This window comes from uncultured Roseobacter sp., from assembly GCF_947501835.1.
Classification (GTDB): domain Bacteria; phylum Pseudomonadota; class Alphaproteobacteria; order Rhodobacterales; family Rhodobacteraceae; genus Roseobacter.
In genome coordinates, this window is the sequence record NZ_CANMXR010000003.1 from 107,057 (window position 1) to 125,953 (window position 18,897).

The following is an 18,897-nucleotide window of genomic DNA, read 5'->3' on the forward strand; positions in this document are numbered from 1 at the left end:
TCGCATGTGGCCCTTAGACGTAGGTGCCTGAGGCCGCCTCTCTGATCGCCCGGATATTCGCGCCATAGGGGGCCGGGTCGCTGACCGAGCCGCCACGGAAGACCGCCGAGCCTGCCACCAGGACATCGGCACCGGCCTTGGCGACCAGGGGTGCTGTGGTCGGGTCGACACCACCGTCGATTTCGATGTGCACGGGCCGGTCGCCAATCATCGCACGCAGCTGGCGCACTTTTTCGACCTGGCTGTGAATGAATTTCTGACCGCCAAAACCGGGGTTTACGGTCATGACGCAGATCAGATCGACCATATCGAGCAGATATTCAACAGCGGCTGCCGGCGTGCCGGGGTTCAGCGCGACACCGGCCTTCGCGCCCGCGCTACGGATGGCCTGCACCGTGCGGTGAATATGCGGGCCGGCCTCGACATGGGCTGTGATCACATCGGCACCCGCCTGCGCGAAGGCTTCGATGTAGGGGTCAACCGGCGCAACCATCAGATGCACATCCATAACGCCCTTGATATGCGGCCGGATCGCGGCGCAGGTTGCGGGGCCGAAGGTGATGTTGGGCACAAAATGACCGTCCATTACATCGACATGCACCCAATCCGCGCCCTGTGCCTCAATCGCCTCGCATTCCGCGCCAAAATTGGCGAAATCGGCAGAAAGGATCGAGGGGGCAATTTTCAGGGATCGGTCAAAGGACATGCGCGCACCTTGTCAGTTGAGGTTTGATAGAGGCGCTATACCCCTGCCGCGGGACGCGAGGCAAGGGGGACTGTCTGCTTGCAGCTTTGGCTGCTTGCGGTAAGCTTTGCGCAAACGGCGCGCAGGCGTCTTTTGAAGAGCACCCGGGAGGACATCATGCTGAAATTCAATCGCCGTCAGGCCATCGGAACACTGAGCGCCGCAACCGCCGTGGGGCTGGCCGCACCGGCCTATGCCACAGGCAAGAAGATCACCGTGGGCGCGCTGCGTTTCACCAGCCATTCTGGCAGCTTCATTGCCTTTGAACGCAACTATTTCGCCGATGCCGGGTTGGAGGTGGAACTGAAATTCTTTCAGGCGGCGCAGCCCATGGCCGTGGCCATCGCCAGCGGGGATGTCGATTATGCAGTGACGGCGATTTCGGGTGGATTGGTCTCGCTGGCGGACAAGGGCGCAATCAAGGTGATCGGTGGTGCGCTATCCGAAGAGCTGGGCATCGACGGCCAGAAAATCCTCGCCAGTGATGCCGCGTTTCAGGCCGGCCTGACCGCGCCTGCGGGCCTTGAGGGCAAGAGCTTCGGCATGTCGACGGCAGGCTCTTCTTTCCATTACATGGGTTCCAAAGTGGCTGCTGCTGAAGGGGTATCGATGTCCTTCAAGCCACTACAAAAGGTCGGCGCGATCATCGGCGCGTTGAAGTCCGGCCAGATCGATGCCTGGTCGATTGTACCCCATATCGCCAAGCCGCTGGCAGGTTCCGGTGCGGTGCATATCATTGGCAATATCGCGGATTATCTGCCCGATTATCAGGTGACGACCGTGTTCACCTCTGCGAGCAATGCAAGCGAGGAAAAAGCGCTGACGCAGGACTATCTGACGGCTTATTCCAAGGGTGTTGCGGATTACAACGCCACGATGATTGCCAAGGAAGGTGGAGATGCTGGCGTGGATGCGATGGTCGATCTGATCCATAAATATGTCTACACCGACCGTCCGCGTGAAAAGGCGGCCCCCTCGATCATCAACGGCACCATGCGGCTCAATGAGGGCGCCAAGCTGAACGTCTCCTCTGTGGCGGACCAACTGGCTTGGTTCCAGTCCGAAGGGCTGGTGGATGCGGATATCTCACTCGATACCCTGCTCGACACCTCCTACGTTGAAACGGTCGGCAGCTAAGCCCGGTGGAACTCCGTCTGACCGGGGTGGGTCATCGCTATGGCGACCGCGAGGTGTTGCGCGGCATTGATCTGGAGATCCCGGCGGGGCAGGTCGTCTGTATCGTCGGGCCCTCGGGCTGCGGCAAATCCACATTGTTGCGGATGATGGGTGGGCTGGAGCAACCGGATACAGGCGAGATTGCACAAATCGGCGCGGTGCCCGACGGCTGTCTCAACCCGTTGACCTATATTTTCCAGGATTTCGCCTTGCTGCCCTGGCGGTCGGTCGCGGGAAATGTGTCGCTCGTGCTGGAAGACCACGACATCGCCAAGGCCGAGGCGGACGCCATGATCCGCGATGTGTTGGCCCGCACGCGGCTGACGGAATTCGCCGATGCGCTGCCACGACAACTGTCCGGGGGCATGAAACAGCGCGTGGCAATTGCGCGGGCGCTGGTGGTCAAACCGGCGGTGATGCTGATGGATGAACCGCTCTCCGCGCTCGACAGTCAGACCCGCGAATTGCTGATGGACGATCTGATCGGGCTGTGGACGCGCACGCCGTTTACCGCCGTTTATGTCACGCATAATCTCGCAGAAGCGGTGCGGCTGGGGCACCGGATTGTGGTTCTGTCCCGGCGTCCGGGCGAAATCCGCGAGGTGGTCACATTGGACAAACCGCTCGGGGCACGCGGCTACGGCGACGCGGATCTGGAGGTGCAGCAAAAACATCTTTGGGAAGTGATGCGCGCGGAGGCTGCGGCAGCGGACGCGGAGCTTTTGGGTGCCTGAGCCTGTGCAAAAAGTCACCTTCCGAGGGGGCGGCTTTGCGCCGGTCACCCGGCGTTGGGTTGGATTTGTCGTTTTTGCGGTGCTGCTGATTTTGGCGGAATGGGGGACCCGCGTGGGCGTGATTTCCCCGCTGACCCTGCCGCGGCCCAGCGATGTTTTATGGACGTTTCAGGAGCTTTATGCGTCGGGGCTGCTTTTCAAGCATCTGTTGCCGTCTCTGGCACGTCTTGCCATCGGGGCTGCCCTTGGCGCGGTCGCGGGTATCGGGGTAGGGCTCTTGATGGGGCTCTTCTCCTACATCCGCGCCGGTCTGGTGCCGCTGGTTGCGGCGATTTTTCCGATCCCCAAGATCGCGCTGCTGCCGCTTTTCGTGATCTGGTTCGGGATCGACGAGGGCAGCAAATACGCGCTGATCGCCTTTGGTACCTTCACCCCGACGGTTGTTGCGACCTATGCGGCGGTGGACAATGTGGACCGTACACTGATCCGGATGGGACAGAGTTTTGGGCTCACTTGGTTGTCGATTGTGCGCAAGATCGTTTTGCCCGGCGCAATGCCGGGCATTCTGGCGGGGCTGCGCATCAGCCTTGCCATTGCGATCATCCTATTGGTGGCTGCGGAAATGCTGGGCGCGGAATATGGCATTGGGGCCTACATTCTGGAGGCCGGTGCGCTTTATGATCTGGAACGGCTCTTTGCCGGTGTGGTCATTCTATCGGTCCTGGGGGTGATGGTCAGCGCGGTCATTGGCGCGGTTGAACGGCGTGTGCTGAACTGGCGCACTTAAGGAGCCTGGGACAAAAGAGCGGATAATTCGGCAAACTGCGTGTCGGGCAAAAGGAGCTTTTCACGCATCACCCAAATCGCGGCACTTCGCTCACTGCCAAGCGTTGGCTGCGCAAAGTTGCGGAATTTTTGCGCCACCTCCGCCTCATCCATCGGCGCGTCCAGCCCGCCGCGCGCGTGGAGATCGCCGGAATGAAAGACCCGCCCATCCGTGAGGGTCACGGCGACATCGGCCATCCGGTGTTTTGGGAAACTGGCATTGTGCCTATCCTCGACCTCTACGGAAATGCGGGGGATAAGCTCCGCCACCTCCTGGTCCTTCAACCCCGCGCCATCAATGTGCTGCGGGCCGACCTGGCCGTGACGCATCAGCGTGGCCAGCGCGAAATGCAGAGAATACTGGGCCTGACCGGTGGTGTCCGGCATATGCGGGTAGAGGGCAGCACTTTCGGCGAAAGTGCCCACGCGGACAGATTTGATCTCATCTTGGGAGAGGTCATGCGCGCGCATGATCTGGTCGAGCCCGTCCAGAGGCGCATGCGCCCAGCGGCAGATCGGATAGGGCTTGATGTAGTTTTCTTCAATCGTCCAGCGGGTGCTCAGATCTGCCCAGAAAGGCGCTGCTTCAGGCGCTTCGATGGTGACCGCGGGGGCTCCGGTAAAGCCGCGCAGGGCGAGCAGAGTGGCCATGGATCCGGTCAGGGCACCCATGCCGGAGCCGTCGTGCAACATGGTCGGATTGGCAATTTCGCGCATCATCTGGCTGCGCGGCCCGTGGTACTCGGCGATGCCCAGAGCCTCGCGCAGTTGCGCCTTCGATGCGCCGCGCAAATGGCAGCCAATGGCTGCGACGGCCAGCGCGTTCCAGGCCCCGGAGGTGTGGTAGTCAGCGACCGTTGCATGCAGGGCCAATCCGGCCCGCGCGCCGATCTCGTAGGACATCGCCAGAATGTCCAGTGCCTGCTGGCCGGTGAGGTCCGGTACATGGTGCGCAAAGGCGCAGAGCGCGGGCACAACGGCGCAGCCGATATGTCCCTTGACCGGGTTGAACCCATCATGCGCGTCCAGATTATCGATCTGGGTGGCGGTGGCAAAGGCCGCACCGGGAATGGAGGCCTGCCTGCCGTCAAAGAGCAGTGGCGCAGCATGTTGCGGCGCACTAGCGGCGTGAAAATCCACGGCATGGTCGCGTGCAATTCTGGAAGGGGTCATGCCATGTGCGCCAGCTGCGACGCCCAAAGTGTCAATCAGCAGGAGCGCCGCCTTGCGTCGTGCTGTGTCTGGAATTTTCGGTCGAAAGACAAAATCGGAAACGGCATCAAAGGGGTTGGTCATGGTGGCGTCTTTCATAAGCGATCAGACCCAGAAAACCCTGGGCTGGGGAAATGAGCGCGTCTGTCTGCGACATTTGCCGGGCTGTAAGATCGCACAAGCAGACGTGAACGCCGCGCACCGGCCATGTCCGCGCATTCGTGAAAGGTCACTTTTTGAACCAGTGAGAAAGGAAACCAAGACATGTTGATGCCACGCCAGAAAACCCCTGATCTTTTGCTGCCCCTCCTGGGTGGCGGCACGTTCGATTTGTCAAAGGACGGGGCGGAGAAAGGCACCGTTGTCTGCTTTTACCGCGGCCTGCATTGCCCGCTGTGCGCCACCTATCTGGCTGAACTTGAAAAGAAAACAGCGGATTTCGCCGAACGCGGTGTGACCACGATTGCGATCAGTTCGGATGGTGAGGACCGCGCGCAGGCGATGGCCGAGAAGATCGGCGCAAAAGCGCTGCGGTTCGGGTATGATCTGAGCCTGGCCAAGGCAAAGGAATGGGGCCTTTATATCTCGACCTCGCGCGGGAAGACGTCGATCGGGATCGAAGAACCTGCGCTCTTTTCCGAGCCCGGGCTGTTCATGATCACGCCGCAGCAGACACTCTATTATGGGTCGGTGCAGACCATGCCTTTCGTACGGCCGCATTTCTCGGAGCTGGTGGGGGCGTTGGATTTTGCAATCCAGAACGACTATCCGGCGCGCGGTGAATACGAAGGCGCGGTGTAACCTGAGATCGCCTCGATCCAAAGGCGCGGCTGCGCCGCACGACATGTCCCGGACCAGACCTTTCAGGTCTTGTCCGGTGCTGGCGCGGCGGCGAGCTCAGCGATCATCTGATCCCGCATGATGAATTTTTGCGGTTTGCCGGTGACCGTCATGGGCAGTTCGTCTTTGAAAGACACATGCGCGGGCACTTTGAAATGCGCGATATTGTCTTTGCAAAACTTTCGCAGGTCATCCGATGTCAGCTGCGCGCCCTTTCTCGGAACGATCCAGGCGCAGACGATTTCGCCGAATTTATCGTCGGGGATGCCGAAAACCTGCGCCTGTGCGATATCGGGGTGGGTGTAGAGGAATTCTTCGATCTCGCGCGGATAGACATTCTCGCCGCCCCGCAGGATCATGTCTTTGACCCGACCGGTGATCGCGCAATAGCCTTCGGCATCGAGAGTGGCGAGGTCGCCGGTGTGCATCCACCCGTCCGCGTCGATGCTGCGGGCGGTCTGGGTGTCTTCGCCCCAATACCCGCGCATCACCGAGTAGCCGCGTGTCAGCAGTTCTCCCTGAGCGCCAACCGGGCGTGTCTCACCCTTGTCATCGATAATACGCACCTCAACATGGGGATGAATGCGCCCGACGGAGGAGACGCGTTGGTGCAGGGGGTCATCCACATTGCTCTGGAAGGATACCGGTGAGGTTTCGGTCATCCCGTAACAGATGGTGACGTGGCGCATGTGCATTTTGGATTGCACCTGTTTCATCACTTCGATGGGGCAGGGCGCCCCTGCCATCACGCCGGTGCGCAGCGTCGACAGGTTGTAGCTGTCAAAATCCGGCAATGCCAATTCGTTCACGAACATTGTGGGCACGCCAAAGAGCGCAGTGCAGGCCTCTTCTGACACGGTGCTGAGGGTGTCTTTTGGATCGAACCCTTCACCGGGCACGACGATTGTGGCGGCTTTGGTGACGCAGCCCAAGGTGCCCATGACCATGCCGAAACAGTGATAGAAGGGCACCGGAATGCAGAGCCTGTCGGCGGGCGTAAAGGCCATGGCCTGCGTGACGAAATGGGCGTTGTTGACAATGTTGTGGTGGGTCAGGCTGGCGCCTTTGGGGCTGCCCGTGGTGCCGGAGGTGAATTGGATGTTGATCACGTCCTGCGGGTCAAGCGCCGTGGAAATGGTGTCAAGATCAGCGCCGGGTGTTTGATCGCCCTGAGCGCAGATCGCGTCGAAACTCAGCATGCCGGGCGGGATATCATCCCCCATAACGATAATGCTGCGCAGATGGGGCAGGCGCGCGGCGGCGAGCGCGCCCGGGGTCGCGGTTTCCAACTCCGGCGCGAGGGCCGCCAGCATGCCGGTGTAGTCGGAGGTTTTGAACGCGCGGGCGGTTATGAGCGCGGTGCAGGCGACCTTGTTCAGCGCATATTCCAGTTCGGAGAGCCGATAGGCAGGGTTGATGCAGACCAGGATGGCGCCGATCCGGGCGGTTGCGAACTGTGTCAGCAGCCATTCCGCGCGATTTGGTGACCAGATGCCAACGCGGTCACCCTTTTGGAGGCCAAGCTTCAGCAAGCCACCGGCCAGGCGGTCAACCTCCCGGCTGAATTCGGCGTAGGTCCAGCGGATATCCTGTGCGCGGAAGACGGCCGCCGGGTGGTCGGGGTGTTCTGCAACCGTGCGCGCAAGCAATGCGGGAATGGCGAGGTTCAGCAGCGGCTCGGAGGTGTCGCCGATCACATGGGACAGGCCGTTGCGCGGGCGTCGATTATGATCCGTCATATGAATTCCTCCTCTGGGGGGCCTTCGCAGCGTTCAGGTGAACTTGCGGAAGAGTTTGGTTTGATCGAACATGTCTTCAAGGGTTTGCATGCGCTCCTTGGTGTCCGACCACATCAAATCCTGAACAGCGGCGATGACCGTTTCGACCAGAAGCAGTGTCGTTGCCGCAGAATCCCAAGCCGAGGGCACAACGATGCGGCTGGAAAAGCAGATATCCGCGAGGCTGTGAATGGGTGATCGCCATTGATCTGTGAACAGGATGATGCGCGCACCCCTGCCGCGGGCCATTTCTGCCAGTTTCAGCGTGTTGCTCTCATACCGCCGCACGTCGAAAATCACGAAGGTATCGCCCTCTTTCACGTCCAGCAGATAGTGTGGCCAGGCGTTCGAGGTGGATTGGATATGGATCACGTCGGGGCGGATCATCTGCATGTGCAAAAACAGATATTCCGCCATCGTGTGGGTAATGCGCCCGCCGACGATGTGCAGTTTTGAGGTGGTGTCTGCGAGCTGCGCGCAGGCGGCATCGAAATCTCCGGTGTCGATCTGCCCAAGCGAATAGCGAATGTTGTCGATGACCGCTTCGGTAAAGCGGTTGAGCATGTGGCCCGATGGGGCGCCTTCGGCCCAGGTGTCGTGTTTGGCGATCGGGTTTTTGACCTTCGCCTTCAGTTCCTCGCGCAGCTCTGACTGAAATTCGGGGTAGCCCTTGAACCCCAGTTTCTGCACCATTCGGGCCACTGTGGGGGTTGAGACGTCCGCATCATTGGCCAGCGCCGAAATCGGGCCCAGACCGGAGGCCGGATAGTTTTCCAGAATTGAATGCGCCAATTGTCGCTCTGCGCGGGTCAGGGTTTCCAATCGGGCCTGAATACGGTCCGCGATGGTCTGTTCGGCGTCTTCCACAGGGCGCTGCCTTCTTTTTGACGAGTATTGTTACAGTTGCTTGCAAACTGAAAGGATAGTTTCATTATTGTGTTGACAGAATCCCGATCCGGCAAGAAGTTTGTGCCAACAGGGGGACGAATGACGCCAAACACCACGTCTGACGCGGGCTTGAGGCCAGCCATTGTGAGCCGCAAGAGCGGTGCTTCCGGCATTGTGCTGGTCTGCGAACATGCGTCCAATCACATCCCCGCGAAATTCGCCGGTTTGGGTGTGAGCGAGGACGTGCGTCAAAGCCATGTCGCCTGGGACCCCGGTGCGTTGGGGGTCGCAAGCCGGTTGTCGGAGGTGCTGGACGCAGCCTTGGTCGCCGGTGGCGTGTCGCGTCTGGTCTATGACTGCAATCGCCCACCGGATGCTGCAGGCGCGATGCCAACGCGCAGCGAAGTGTTCGATATTCCGGGCAATGCGTCGTTGAGCGCACGCGACCAAGCGGTGCGTATCGCGGAAGTCTATGCGCCCTTCAGGGCCGCCATCACCGAAACGCTGGAGGCCACACATGCAAATGTGTTGATCACCATTCACAGTTTTACGCCGGTTTATATGGGGCACCCGCGCGGGGTGCAGCTCGGCGTGCTTCACGATGCCGATGCTAGGCTCGCCGATGCGATCCTGGCCCGTGCTGCCGAACACACCACGCTGAAAACCGAACGCAATCAACCTTACGGCCCGCAGGACGGCGTGACCCATACGCTCAAGGAACATGGGGTCAAACAGGGGCTGCCGAATGTCATGCTGGAGGTGCGCAACGATCTGATCGCGACATCTCGGGATCAGGTGGCCATCGCAGACATGCTCGCACCCTGGCTGCAACAGGCGATTGCGGCGACCCGCGCGGTGGAGGCGCAGACATGAGGCGTCTGGCGGGTCTTTATGTGCGCGTCGTGGATGCGGTGAACTACCGGATTGGCCGGATCATGATGTACGGCATCTTTGTCATGATGGGCATCTTGCTCTGGTCGTCGATTTCCAAGACGTTCTTTCTTCCCTCGCTCTGGACACTTGAGATCGCGCAATTCGCGATGGTCGCCTATTACATCATGGGCGGTCCCTATGCGGTGCAATTGGGGGCGAATGTGCGGATGGATCTATTTTATCACAACTGGTCGGTGCGCAAGAAGGCGTGGTTTGATGCCTTCACCGTGCTGCTGCTGATCTTCTATCTGGGCATTCTGCTTTATGGCGGCCTCGGGTCCACCGCTTATTCATTGGGGTATTGGGGTCAGGAGCCGCTCAGCTATTTCGCGGGCCTGCTGACGGGGTCGGAAGAGATCGGGCGGCTGGAACGCTCCAGCACCGCGTGGCGGCCCTACATCTGGCCCATCAAGGCGGTCATGATCGTAGGCTTCTTTCTGATGCTGCTCCAGGCAATCTCCGAGTTGATCAAGGACATCGCGACATTGCGCGAGGTTGATTTGCATGTCGTATGAGATGATCGCGATCCTGATGTTCGCCTCGATGATGCTGATGCTGATGACGGGCCAGCGCGTCTTTGGGGCGATCGGCGGTGTGGCGGCGATTGCGGCGGTGCTGCTCTGGACGCCGGGCGGCGTGAACATCCCGTTTTCTTCCGCAATGAAGCTGATGAAATGGTATCCGCTGCTGACCCTGCCGATGTTCATCTTCATGGGCTACGTGCTGTCGGAATCAAAGATCGCCGATGATCTCTATCGCATGTTCCACGTCTGGATGGGCCCGGTATCGGGCGGGCTGGCGATCGGCACCATCGGGCTGATGGTGCTGGTCTCGGCGATGAACGGGTTGAGCGTGGCGGGCATGGCCATTGGTGCTACCATTGCGCTGCCCGAACTTTTGCGGCGGGGCTATGACAAGCGGATGGTCACAGGGGTGATCCAGGCCGGATCTTCGCTGGGGATCCTGGTGCCGCCTTCGGTGGTGCTGGTGCTCTATGCGATGATCGCGCGGCAGCCGGTGGGGCAGCTCTGGCTCGCGGGGGTGCTGCCCGGGCTGATGATGGCCGCGGCCTTCATTCTCTACATCTACCTGCGCTGCAAGGCGAACCCGTCTCTCGGCCCCGTGTTACCTCCCGAGGAACGCACCGTTCCGATGGGCGAAAAACTGCGGCTGCTGCGTGCGGGGTTGCTGCCCATCGTGATCTTTATGGCGATGATGGTGCCTTTTGTGAACGGTTGGACATCGCTGGTGGAAAGCTCGGCCATCGGCGCGCTCACGGCCTTCATGGCCGCCGTTTTGAAGGGCCGGATGAACCGCGCAGTCTTTGAGACCTCCGTGCGCCAGACCCTCGCAATCTCCTGCATGTTCATGTGGATTATTCTCGCCGCCCTCGGGTTTGGTGCGGTTTTCGACGGCTTGGGGGCGGTTAAAGCCATCGATCAGTTGTTTACGGAACAGTTGGGCCTGAACCCCTGGATGATCCTGATCCTGATGCAGTTGAGCTTTCTGCTGATGGGCACCTTCCTCGATGACACGGCGATGCTGGTGATCGTCGCGCCCCTCTACGTGCCGCTGGTTGCTGCGCTGGGCTTCGATCTGATCTGGTACGGGGTGCTCTACACGATCACCACGCAGATCGCCTATATGACGCCGCCCTTTGGCTATAACCTCTTTCTGATGCGCGCGATGGCGCCGCCGGAGATTACCCTGCGGGACATTTATGGCTCCATTCTACCCTTTGTGGGCGTGATGCTGGTGTGTCTCGCGCTGATCATGAGTTTCCCGCAGATCGCTCTGTGGCTGCCAGAATATGTTTACGGAAAATAATCAAGACCCCGGACGACGGGGCGTTCATTTCAACAAGGAGAACCACCATGACGACAAGACGTAAGTTTCTCACCACTGCTGCGGCGGGGGCAGCGGCGGCCCCACTGGCCGCACCCGCGCTGGCGCAATCGACGATCAAATGGCGGATGCAGACCTATGCAGGCCCCGCATTGGCCGAACATGTGATCAAGCCCGCCATCGACAGTTTCAACAAGATCGCCGGCGACCGGATGCAGATCGAGCTCTTCTTTGCTGACCAGCTGGTGCCGACCGGTGAATTGTTCCGCGCCATGCAGAACGGGACCATCGACGCGGTGCAGTCGGATGACGACAGCATGGCCTCCCCCACCGAAGTCACCGTCTTTGGCGGTTATTTCCCCTTTGCCTCGCGCTATAGCCTGGATGTACCGGTGCTCTTCAATCAGTACGGCCTGAACGAGATCTGGGACGAAGAATATTCCGCCGTGGGTGTCAAACACATTTCTGCAGGCGCCTGGGATCCCTGCCATTTCGCCACCAAGGATCCGATCAACAGCCTCGAAGACCTTAAGGGCAAGCGCGTCTTTACCTTCCCCACCGCCGGGCGCTTCCTGACGCAGTTCGGCGTGGTGCCGGTAACGCTGCCGTGGGAGGACATCGAGGTCGCAGTACAGACCGGCGAGCTCGACGGCATCGCGTGGTCCGGCATCACCGAGGATTACACCGTCGGCTGGGCGGATGTGACCAACTATTTCCTGACCAACAACATCTCCGGCGCCTGGGCGGGCTCGTTCTTTGCCAATATGGAAAGCTACAACGCGCTGCCGCCTGATCTGCAGGAACTGCTCAAGGTCTGCATGGACCAGTCGCATTATTACCGTCAGTGGTGGTATTGGGGCGGCGAGGCCAATCTGCGGGTCAATGGCACCAAGATGGAGCTGACCTCGATCCCCGATGCCGAATGGCAGCAGGTCGAGGACGCGGCGCTGAAGTTCTGGGACGAGATTGCCGCCGAAAGCGAAACCAAGGCGAAAGTCGTGGATATCTTCAAGAAGTACAACGCGGATATGGTAAAAGCCGGACGGCCCTACCGCTACACCTAAACCAACCGGGGGCGGCACGCGTCGCCCCCGACCCACAGCATTTCAATGTCATTCGGGATTATTTTTCGCTGCCTTTCCCTTCGGTCAAACGCCAAAAGTGATAAGCGATGCCCAAGAGACATCAAAACGCTCTAGAAAACGGAACATCCCATGGCAGGCACGCTGAGCTTTGAGCAGTTGAAATCGCAGGTGGCGGAGGGCAGCATCGACACCGTTCTGGTCTGTTTTGTCGACATGCAGGGGCGACTGATGGGCAAACGGTTCCATGCGGCGAATTTCGTGGAACACTCCCATGCCGAGACACATTGCTGCAACTACCTGCTGGCCACCGATCTGGAGATGGCGACGCCCGATGGCTACGCCTCCACGTCCTGGCAGGCTGGCTATGGCGACTACGTCATGCAACCTGATCTGAACACCATCCGGCCCATGCCTTGGTTGGAAGGCACGGCCATGGTGCTTTGTGATATCCTTGATCATCACAGCCACGCGCCCGTGTCGCATGATCCACGGGCGGTTTTGAAAAAACAGATCGCGCAACTGGAGGCCCTTGGTTTTGACGCGATGATGGCGACAGAGCTGGAGTTCTTCCTCTTCGAGAAGAGCTATGACGAGATCCGCAAGGGCGGTTTCCGCGATCTGGCGCCGATCAGCGGCTATAACGAAGATTACCACATCCTGCAGACCACCAAGGAAGAAGGGATCATGCGGCCCCTGCGCAATCACCTTTATGCCGCAGGTATTCCGGTGGAGAATACAAAGGGCGAGGCGGAGACTGGGCAGGAGGAGCTGAACATTCGCTACGCCGCAGCGCTGGATTGCGCCGATCACCACACGATTGCGAAACATGCCGTCAAGGAGATCGCATGGGCACGCGGGCATGCCGCAAGCTTCCTGCCGAAATGGGCGGCAAATAAGGTCGGCAGCTCCTCTCATGTGCATCAATCGCTCTGGCAAGGCGACACGCCTGCCTTCCACGATGCGAAGGATGACCTTGGCATGTCCGAGCTGATGAAACACTATATGGCCGGGCTGATTGCCTACGCGCCGGACTATACGTTCTTCCTGGCCCCGTATGTGAACAGCTACAAGCGTTTTGCCAAGGGCACCTTTGCGCCCACCAAAACCGTCTGGTCGGTGGACAATCGCACGGCAGGCTTCCGCCTTTGCGGCGATGGCACGAAAGGCGTGCGCGTGGAATGCCGCATCGGCGGGTCGGACCTGAACCCCTATCTGGCGCAGGCGGCGATGTTGGCGGCAGGAATCAAGGGCATTGAGGACAAGATGGTGCTTGCCCCGCCGACCAAGGGCGACGTCTACGAGGATGCAAAGGCCGCCGACATCCCCCAAACGCTGCGCGCCGCGACGGAAACGCTGCGCGGCTCTGCTATGCTGCGGGCGGCGATGGGCGACGACGTGGTCGACCACTACACCCGCTGCGCCGAGTGGGAGCAGGAAGAGTTTGACCGCGCCGTGACCGATTGGGAAATCGCCCGCGGCTTTGAAAGGGCCTGAGCCATGACCATCACTTGCATTTCCCCGATCGATGGGTCGATCTATGCGACGCGGCCCGTTTTGAACGAGTTTGAAGCCGCAGAAGCGGTGGCCAAAGGCAAGGCGGCGCAGGTGGCCTGGGCTGCGCGACCGCTGCGGGAACGCATTGATCTGGTGCTCAAAGGCGTGGCCAACGTGGGCGCGATGAACGACGAGATCGTGCCGGAACTGGCCTGGCAGATGGGCCGCCCCATCCGGTATGGCGGTGAATTCGGCGGGTTTGACGAACGCGCCCGGCATATGGCGGGCATTGCTGAAGCAGCGCTGGCCGACATCGCGCTGGAGGACAGCGACAGCTTTCGGCGCATGATCAAACGGGTGCCGCATGGGTTGATTCTGGTCGTGGCCCCGTGGAATTACCCCTATATGACCGCGATTAATACGGTGGCCCCTGCGCTGATCGCCGGGAACGCCGTGATGCTGAAACACGCCAGCCAGACACCTCTGGTGGGGGAACGCATGGCGCAGGCATTCCGCGCGGCAGGCGTCCCGGAGGATGTGTTCCAGAATGTCTTCTTGACCCACCAGACCACCTCTGCCCTGATTGCCGACCGCGCGTTCGGCTTTGTGAATTTCACCGGTTCCGTCGGCGGTGGCCGGGCCATGGAAGCGGCGGCCAAGGGCACATTCACCGGGCTGGGGCTGGAGCTGGGCGGCAAAGACCCCGGCTATGTCATGGAAGACGCCGATCTTGATGCGGCCGCCGCGACGCTGATTGACGGGGCGATGTTCAATTCCGGGCAGTGTTGTTGTGGGATCGAACGCATCTACGTTACCGAGCGCCATTTTGATGCGTTTGTCGCGAAGGCGGTGAAGATCGTGGAAGGCTACACGCTGGGCAATCCGCTGGACCCTGAAACCACGCTGGGCCCCATGGCACAGGTGCGATTTGCCGATGCGGTGCGCAGCCAGACGGCTGATGCCGTGGCCGCAGGGGCCAAAGCGTTGATCGATCCGGCGCTCTTCCCGCAGGACAGTGGCGCCTATCTGATGCCGCAAATCCTCGTAGACGTGGATCATTCGATGCGGGTGATGCGAGAGGAAAGCTTTGGCCCGGTGGTGGGGATCATGCCTGTTCAGGACGACGCGCACGCCATCCGCCTGATGAACGACAGCGACTATGGATTGACCGCCTCGCTCTGGACCAAAGACACCGCGCGCGCCGAAGCGATTGGTGACAGCATCGAAACCGGCACCGTCTTCATGAACCGCGCCGATTACCTTGATCCGGGCTTGTGCTGGACCGGCTGCAAGGATACGGGCCGGGGGGGTGGTTTGTCTGTCATCGGCTACCACAATCTGACACGTCCAAAATCATATCATCTGAAAAAGGCCTGATCTGATGTCCCTTGTTGCCAACTGGTCCTATCCCACCGCCGTGCGCTTTGGCGCCGGACGTATTTCCGAAATCGCGGAGGCCTGTACTGCTGCCGGGATCACGAAACCGCTTCTGGTGACCGACAAGGGGCTCGCCGATCTGCCGATCACCCAAGCCACGCTGGAACTCTTAACCACAGCGGGGTTGGGTCGGGCCATGTTCTCGGATGTCGATCCGAACCCGACCGAGCAGAACGCCGAAGAAGGTGTCGCCATATACCGCGAGGGCGGGCACGATGGCGTGGTGGCTTTTGGCGGTGGGTCGGGGCTGGACTTGGGCAAGGTCATTGCCTTCATGGCCGGGCAGACGCGCCCGTTGTGGGATTTCGAAGACATCGACGACTGGTGGACACGGGCGGATGCAGACGCGATTGCACCGATTGTCGCGGTGCCGACCACGGCCGGGACCGGCTCCGAAGTGGGGCGCGCCAGCGTCATCACCAATTCGGAAACCCATGAGAAAAAGATCATCTTTCATCCGAAGATCTTGCCCGCCGTGGTGATTTGCGATCCGGAGCTGACCGTGGGCATGCCGCCAGCGATCACCGCCGGCACTGGCATGGATGCTTTTGCCCATTGTCTGGAAGCCTATTGTTCGCCGCATTACCACCCGATGAGCCAGGGGATCGCCCTGGAAGGCATGCGGTTGGTCAAGGACAATCTGTTGACCGCCTTTGAGGATGGCACCAATCTGGTGGCGCGGGCGCATATGATGTCGGCGGCCGCCATGGGGGCCACCGCGTTTCAAAAAGGGCTGGGGGCCATTCACGCGCTGTCCCATCCCATTGGTGCGGTGCACCACACGCATCATGGGACGACCAATGCGGTGGTCATGCAGCAGGTGCTGATGTTCAACAGGCCCCGGGTACGCAAACATCTTGCGCGGGCCGCGAATTACCTCAGCATTTCCGGTGGCTTTGATGGGTTTTACAAGTTTGTGGGTGAGATGAACGTCAAGCTTGGGATCCCGGCAAACCTGACGGCGTTGGGGGTGACCGAGCCGGATATGGACGCTCTGGTGGCATCTGCGCTGCAGGATCCAAGCTGTGGCGGCAATCCGGTGAAAATGACCGTGAAAAACACCACCGAGTTGCTGGAAAGCTGTTTCTGACGGGATCACCCATACCAGATGGCGCGGCGGATCAGATTCAGCCCCATGAAGACAAAAACGATCAGAATCGCTTCGCGAAACGCCTGAGCCGACAGTCGGTTGCGGAAGATCTCGCCCAGTGAAAAGCCGACGAGCGTGGGGATCAGCATCAAGGCCGACGCCCCGGCAAGCGGGCCGGTCATGAACCCCAGCTGGATGTAGGCCAGGCAAAGCGGCAGGCTGCCGACAAAGATCAGGAACCCCGTGGCGCGCACAAATTCGTCCTTGTTGACCTGTTTGGTGGCCAGATACATGGCCAGCGGCGCGCCCCAACCGGCTGTCATGCCGCCCACCACGCCCGCCAAGAGGCCAAAGCCAATCTGTGCGGACCGATCATGGTGCGTGGGCAGGGGCGGCACCAATCCACGCCATGAAACGGCAACGAAAAACAGGATCACCAGACCGAGCACCGCCAGCAGGGCACGATCACCGGTGTTCTGCGTGGCGAAGGCCGTCAGGGTCACGCCGCCCAGCAGCACGACGGCAAAGACGGCATAACGGCGTGCGGTGCGCTGCAATTGGCCCGCGCGCAGGACCTGCCAGGCGTTGGAGCCGATCATCGGGAACAGAACCAGTGCAATGGCCGTGCGCGGGTCAAGGAAAAGGGTCATCAGCGCGATGGCCGCGGTGGGCATACCGATCCCGGCGAGCCCCTTGACGGCGCCGGAAAACAGAAACGCAGCACCTGCCACAATGAGAGTGGTCCAATAGTCCAAAGTGCTTCGCCCTGCTCGTGTCTGCCCGTTCTAGATCGTCCGAAAGCGGCAGGCGTGTCAATCGCATGTCTGGGCCGTTGTCGCGGGTCCTGCGCTGTGGCAGTGTCGCGTCTGCACCTACCACCGCAAAGGATCTGCTATGCCCGCCCTGAAAACCAGCTCTGCGCAAATGGTCGCAGATGCGCGTGCCCGTATTGAGGAAATCGAGACCAAGGATCTGATCGCCATGCTGGAGGATCCAGACGTCGTTGTCGTCGACATCCGCGATGTGCGGGAGCGGCAACGCAGCGGTTTCATCCCGGGTAGTTTTCACGCACCCCGCGGGATGATCGAGTTCTGGGTGGACCCCGATAGCCCTTATTTCAAAGAGGTTTTTGCCGAAGATAAGAAATTCGTCTTCCATTGTGCCTCGGGCTGGCGCTCTGCGCTGACGACCGCAACCTTGCAGGACATGGGCTTTGACGCCGCGCATCTGAAAGAGGGGTTTTCGACCTGGGAGAAACAGGGTGGCCCTGTCGCGTTCCCAGACCCGAAAGATTGACCAACGCCCCGTCAGGCCTTTGGCAATAGGCGCAATTCGTCGCACGGCCCTGATTTTCAGACTTCGAAAACTATCTTGCGGGATACAGACACGACTCGTCTAACACTCGACAATCGAGGAATGATCCCGTGGACACCTTACTCCTGTCTCGCATCCAGTTTGGTGCGAATATATCGTTTCACATCCTGTTCCCAACGATCACGATCGCTTTGGGCTGGGTCCTGCTGTTCTTCAAGCTGCGCTTTAATGCGACGGGCGAGAGCAAATGGATGGACGCCTATATGTTCTGGGTCAAGATCTTCGCGCTGTCTTTTGCGATGGGGGTCGTGTCGGGCATCACCATGTCCTTCCAGTTCGGCACCAACTGGCCGGGTTTCATGGAAACCGTTGGCAATGTGGCGGGGCCGTTGCTGGCCTATGAGGTGATGACGGCCTTCTTTCTGGAGGCGGTCTTCCTCGGGATCATGCTCTTTGGTGCCTCACGGGTGAAACCCTGGGTACATACGATGGCGACCTTCCTTGTCGCCTTCGGGACCACAATGTCGACCTTCTGGATTATCGTGTTGAATTCGTGGATGCACACGCCACAGGGCTATGAATTGCGTGACGGGATCGTTTTTGCCACCAATTGGTGGGAGATCGTGTTCAACCCCTCCATGCCCTATCGCTTTGTGCACATGATGCTGGCATCCGGTCTCACCGTTGCCTTCCTGATCGCGGGCATCTCTGCGCTGCGCTTGCTCTGGGGCGACCGGGCGGAGAGCGTCAAATCGACCTTGCGGTTTGGCATCATTACCGCCGCCGCGCTGATCCCGCTGCAAATTCTAGCGGGCGATTTCCATGGTCTGAACACGCTGGAGCATCAACCCGCCAAGGTTGCCGCGATGGAGGCCAATTGGGAAACCGGGCCGAATGTGCCGCTGGTGCTCTTCGCCCTGCCGGATGAAGACGCGCGCGAGAACCGCTTCGAGATTGCCGTGCCAAACGGCGCCTCCCTGATCCTCACCCACAAGGCAGACGGCGTTGTGCCGGGGCTCAACGACTTTGTGGCCGAAGATGGTACTACGCTGCACCCGCGCGTGGCCCCAGTGTTCTTCAGCTTCCGTGTGATGGTGGGCACCGGCCTGGCGATGCTGGCACTATCCTGGGCCGGGCTTTATTTCCTGCGCAGATATGGCGCTGGCGACATGCCCGCGCTGCCGCTCTATGCCTTTACGGCGATGAGTTTCAGCGGCTGGATTGCGACGCTGGCGGGATGGTATACCACCGAAATCGGGCGTCAGCCGTGGCTGGTGCAAGGGGTTCTGAGCACCAAGGACGCCGTCAGTGACGTGCCTGCGGGCATGGTGCTGGGCACTCTGATCGGCTATCTGGTCATCTACGCCGCACTGATCATCGCCTACATCGCGGTCATCACCTATCTGGCGCGCAAGGCGTCACGTGGCGAGCCGCTCTCAACACGCACCTACCCACGCGGCGGCGAAGCCGAAGTGGCCGTGCTGCACCCGGGAGAATAGCC

The 18,897-nt window shown here is 60.3% G+C and carries 18 protein-coding genes; 13 read left to right on the forward strand and 5 right to left on the reverse strand.

Going from position 1 to position 18,897, the window contains the following annotated elements:
- Positions 1-13: 13 nt before the first annotated feature.
- Positions 14-706 carry a ribulose-phosphate 3-epimerase gene (rpe, locus tag Q1A20_RS07270; RefSeq protein WP_299402574.1) on the reverse strand — a complete coding sequence of 231 codons (693 nt, stop codon included), beginning with the start codon at positions 704-706 and terminating at the stop codon, positions 14-16.
- A 156-nt stretch (positions 707-862) separates the two neighbouring features.
- Between rpe and Q1A20_RS07275 the strand changes: the two genes are divergently transcribed.
- The 3 genes from Q1A20_RS07275 to Q1A20_RS07285 are packed head-to-tail and all read left to right on the forward strand — an operon-like array spanning position 863 to position 3,442.
- Positions 863-1,882, forward strand: coding sequence for an ABC transporter substrate-binding protein (locus Q1A20_RS07275; protein WP_299916601.1), 1,020 nt, complete (start codon positions 863-865; stop codon positions 1,880-1,882).
- A gap of 5 nt (positions 1,883-1,887) precedes the next feature.
- The gene (locus Q1A20_RS07280) at positions 1,888-2,655 is read left to right on the forward strand and encodes an ABC transporter ATP-binding protein (protein WP_299402578.1); all 768 of its coding nucleotides are present in this window, start codon (positions 1,888-1,890) and stop codon (positions 2,653-2,655) included.
- Positions 2,648-3,442 carry an ABC transporter permease gene (locus tag Q1A20_RS07285; protein ID WP_299402579.1) on the forward strand — a complete coding sequence of 265 codons (795 nt, stop codon included), beginning with the start codon at positions 2,648-2,650 and terminating at the stop codon, positions 3,440-3,442. Before Q1A20_RS07280 ends, Q1A20_RS07285 begins: the two co-directional genes overlap by 8 nt.
- Here Q1A20_RS07285 and Q1A20_RS07290 read toward each other — a convergent pair.
- Complete coding sequence (locus tag Q1A20_RS07290) at positions 3,439-4,776, reverse strand: MmgE/PrpD family protein (RefSeq protein ID WP_299402581.1); 1,338 nt, start codon at positions 4,774-4,776, stop codon at positions 3,439-3,441. The two genes, Q1A20_RS07285 and Q1A20_RS07290, sit on opposite strands and share 4 nt — an antisense overlap.
- 180 nt (positions 4,777-4,956) lie before the next feature.
- On the opposite strand from Q1A20_RS07290, the gene Q1A20_RS07295 reads away from it, so the two are divergent.
- Entirely contained in the window at positions 4,957-5,493 is a 537-nt protein-coding gene (locus tag Q1A20_RS07295; protein ID WP_298974224.1) for a peroxiredoxin-like family protein, read from the forward strand.
- A gap of 62 nt (positions 5,494-5,555) precedes the next feature.
- Here Q1A20_RS07295 and Q1A20_RS07300 read toward each other — a convergent pair whose 3' ends face one another.
- Both Q1A20_RS07300 and Q1A20_RS07305 read right to left on the reverse strand, forming a co-directional pair.
- A complete protein-coding gene (locus Q1A20_RS07300; protein WP_299402582.1) occupies positions 5,556-7,271 on the reverse strand; it encodes an AMP-binding protein in 1,716 nt (571 codons plus the stop codon).
- A 33-nt stretch (positions 7,272-7,304) separates the two neighbouring features.
- Positions 7,305-8,177 (reverse strand): MurR/RpiR family transcriptional regulator, encoded by an 873-nt coding sequence (locus tag Q1A20_RS07305; protein WP_299402583.1) that lies wholly within the window; start codon positions 8,175-8,177, stop codon positions 7,305-7,307.
- Between the two features lie 120 nt (positions 8,178-8,297).
- On the opposite strand from Q1A20_RS07305, the gene Q1A20_RS07310 reads away from it, so the two are divergent.
- From Q1A20_RS07310 to Q1A20_RS07340, 7 genes are all read left to right on the forward strand, one after another.
- Positions 8,298-9,071: an N-formylglutamate amidohydrolase gene (locus Q1A20_RS07310; RefSeq protein ID WP_299916604.1), complete on the forward strand. Its 774-nt coding sequence runs from the start codon at positions 8,298-8,300 to the stop codon at positions 9,069-9,071.
- The gene (locus tag Q1A20_RS07315) at positions 9,068-9,646 is read left to right on the forward strand and encodes a TRAP transporter small permease subunit (RefSeq protein WP_299402585.1); all 579 of its coding nucleotides are present in this window, start codon (positions 9,068-9,070) and stop codon (positions 9,644-9,646) included. The genes Q1A20_RS07310 and Q1A20_RS07315 overlap by 4 nt, the downstream gene beginning before the upstream one ends.
- On the forward strand, positions 9,636-10,958 hold the full coding sequence (locus tag Q1A20_RS07320; protein WP_299402587.1) for a TRAP transporter large permease subunit: 1,323 nt from the start codon (positions 9,636-9,638) through the stop codon (positions 10,956-10,958). Before Q1A20_RS07315 ends, Q1A20_RS07320 begins: the two co-directional genes overlap by 11 nt.
- Before the next feature lie 47 nt (positions 10,959-11,005).
- Positions 11,006-12,040, forward strand: coding sequence for a TRAP transporter substrate-binding protein (locus Q1A20_RS07325; protein ID WP_298974212.1), 1,035 nt, complete (start codon positions 11,006-11,008; stop codon positions 12,038-12,040).
- Positions 12,041-12,190: 150 nt separating this feature from the next.
- Positions 12,191-13,555 carry a glutamine synthetase family protein gene (locus Q1A20_RS07330; RefSeq protein WP_298974209.1) on the forward strand — a complete coding sequence of 455 codons (1,365 nt, stop codon included), beginning with the start codon at positions 12,191-12,193 and terminating at the stop codon, positions 13,553-13,555.
- Positions 13,556-13,558: 3 nt separating this feature from the next.
- Positions 13,559-14,932 (forward strand): aldehyde dehydrogenase family protein, encoded by a 1,374-nt coding sequence (locus tag Q1A20_RS07335; protein ID WP_298974207.1) that lies wholly within the window; start codon positions 13,559-13,561, stop codon positions 14,930-14,932.
- 4 nt (positions 14,933-14,936) lie between these two features.
- The gene (locus Q1A20_RS07340; RefSeq protein WP_299916607.1) at positions 14,937-16,082 is read left to right on the forward strand and encodes an iron-containing alcohol dehydrogenase; all 1,146 of its coding nucleotides are present in this window, start codon (positions 14,937-14,939) and stop codon (positions 16,080-16,082) included.
- 5 nt (positions 16,083-16,087) lie between these two features.
- Here the strand turns inward: Q1A20_RS07340 and Q1A20_RS07345 are convergent, their stop codons facing one another.
- Complete coding sequence (locus Q1A20_RS07345; protein ID WP_299402592.1) at positions 16,088-16,837, reverse strand: sulfite exporter TauE/SafE family protein; 750 nt, start codon at positions 16,835-16,837, stop codon at positions 16,088-16,090.
- Positions 16,838-16,976: 139 nt separating this feature from the next.
- Between Q1A20_RS07345 and Q1A20_RS07350 the strand changes: the two genes are divergently transcribed.
- Both Q1A20_RS07350 and Q1A20_RS07355 read left to right on the forward strand, forming a co-directional pair.
- Positions 16,977-17,378, forward strand: a complete 402-nt coding sequence (locus Q1A20_RS07350) for a rhodanese-like domain-containing protein (protein WP_299402594.1) — start codon at positions 16,977-16,979, stop codon at positions 17,376-17,378.
- Positions 17,379-17,506: 128 nt separating this feature from the next.
- A complete protein-coding gene (locus Q1A20_RS07355) occupies positions 17,507-18,895 on the forward strand; it encodes a cytochrome ubiquinol oxidase subunit I (RefSeq protein WP_299916610.1) in 1,389 nt (462 codons plus the stop codon).
- Positions 18,896-18,897 lie beyond the last annotated feature (2 nt).

Coding starts and splice junctions, on each gene's coding strand:
- Q1A20_RS07315 (WP_299402585.1), top strand. CDS start 9,068: ATGAGGCGTCTGGCGGGTCTTTATGTGCGCGTCGTGGATGCGGTGAAC.
- Q1A20_RS07350 (WP_299402594.1), top strand. CDS start 16,977: ATGCCCGCCCTGAAAACCAGCTCTGCGCAAATGGTCGCAGATGCGCGT.
- Q1A20_RS07290 (WP_299402581.1), bottom strand. CDS start 4,776: ATGACCAACCCCTTTGATGCCGTTTCCGATTTTGTCTTTCGACCGAAA.
- Q1A20_RS07295 (WP_298974224.1), top strand. CDS start 4,957: ATGTTGATGCCACGCCAGAAAACCCCTGATCTTTTGCTGCCCCTCCTG.
- Q1A20_RS07310 (WP_299916604.1), top strand. CDS start 8,298: ATGACGCCAAACACCACGTCTGACGCGGGCTTGAGGCCAGCCATTGTG.
- Q1A20_RS07340 (WP_299916607.1), top strand. CDS start 14,937: ATGTCCCTTGTTGCCAACTGGTCCTATCCCACCGCCGTGCGCTTTGGC.
- Q1A20_RS07325 (WP_298974212.1), top strand. CDS start 11,006: ATGACGACAAGACGTAAGTTTCTCACCACTGCTGCGGCGGGGGCAGCG.
- Q1A20_RS07335 (WP_298974207.1), top strand. CDS start 13,559: ATGACCATCACTTGCATTTCCCCGATCGATGGGTCGATCTATGCGACG.
- Q1A20_RS07320 (WP_299402587.1), top strand. CDS start 9,636: ATGTCGTATGAGATGATCGCGATCCTGATGTTCGCCTCGATGATGCTG.
- Q1A20_RS07275 (WP_299916601.1), top strand. CDS start 863: ATGCTGAAATTCAATCGCCGTCAGGCCATCGGAACACTGAGCGCCGCA.
- rpe (WP_299402574.1), bottom strand. CDS start 706: ATGTCCTTTGACCGATCCCTGAAAATTGCCCCCTCGATCCTTTCTGCC.
- Q1A20_RS07300 (WP_299402582.1), bottom strand. CDS start 7,271: ATGACGGATCATAATCGACGCCCGCGCAACGGCCTGTCCCATGTGATC.
- Q1A20_RS07330 (WP_298974209.1), top strand. CDS start 12,191: ATGGCAGGCACGCTGAGCTTTGAGCAGTTGAAATCGCAGGTGGCGGAG.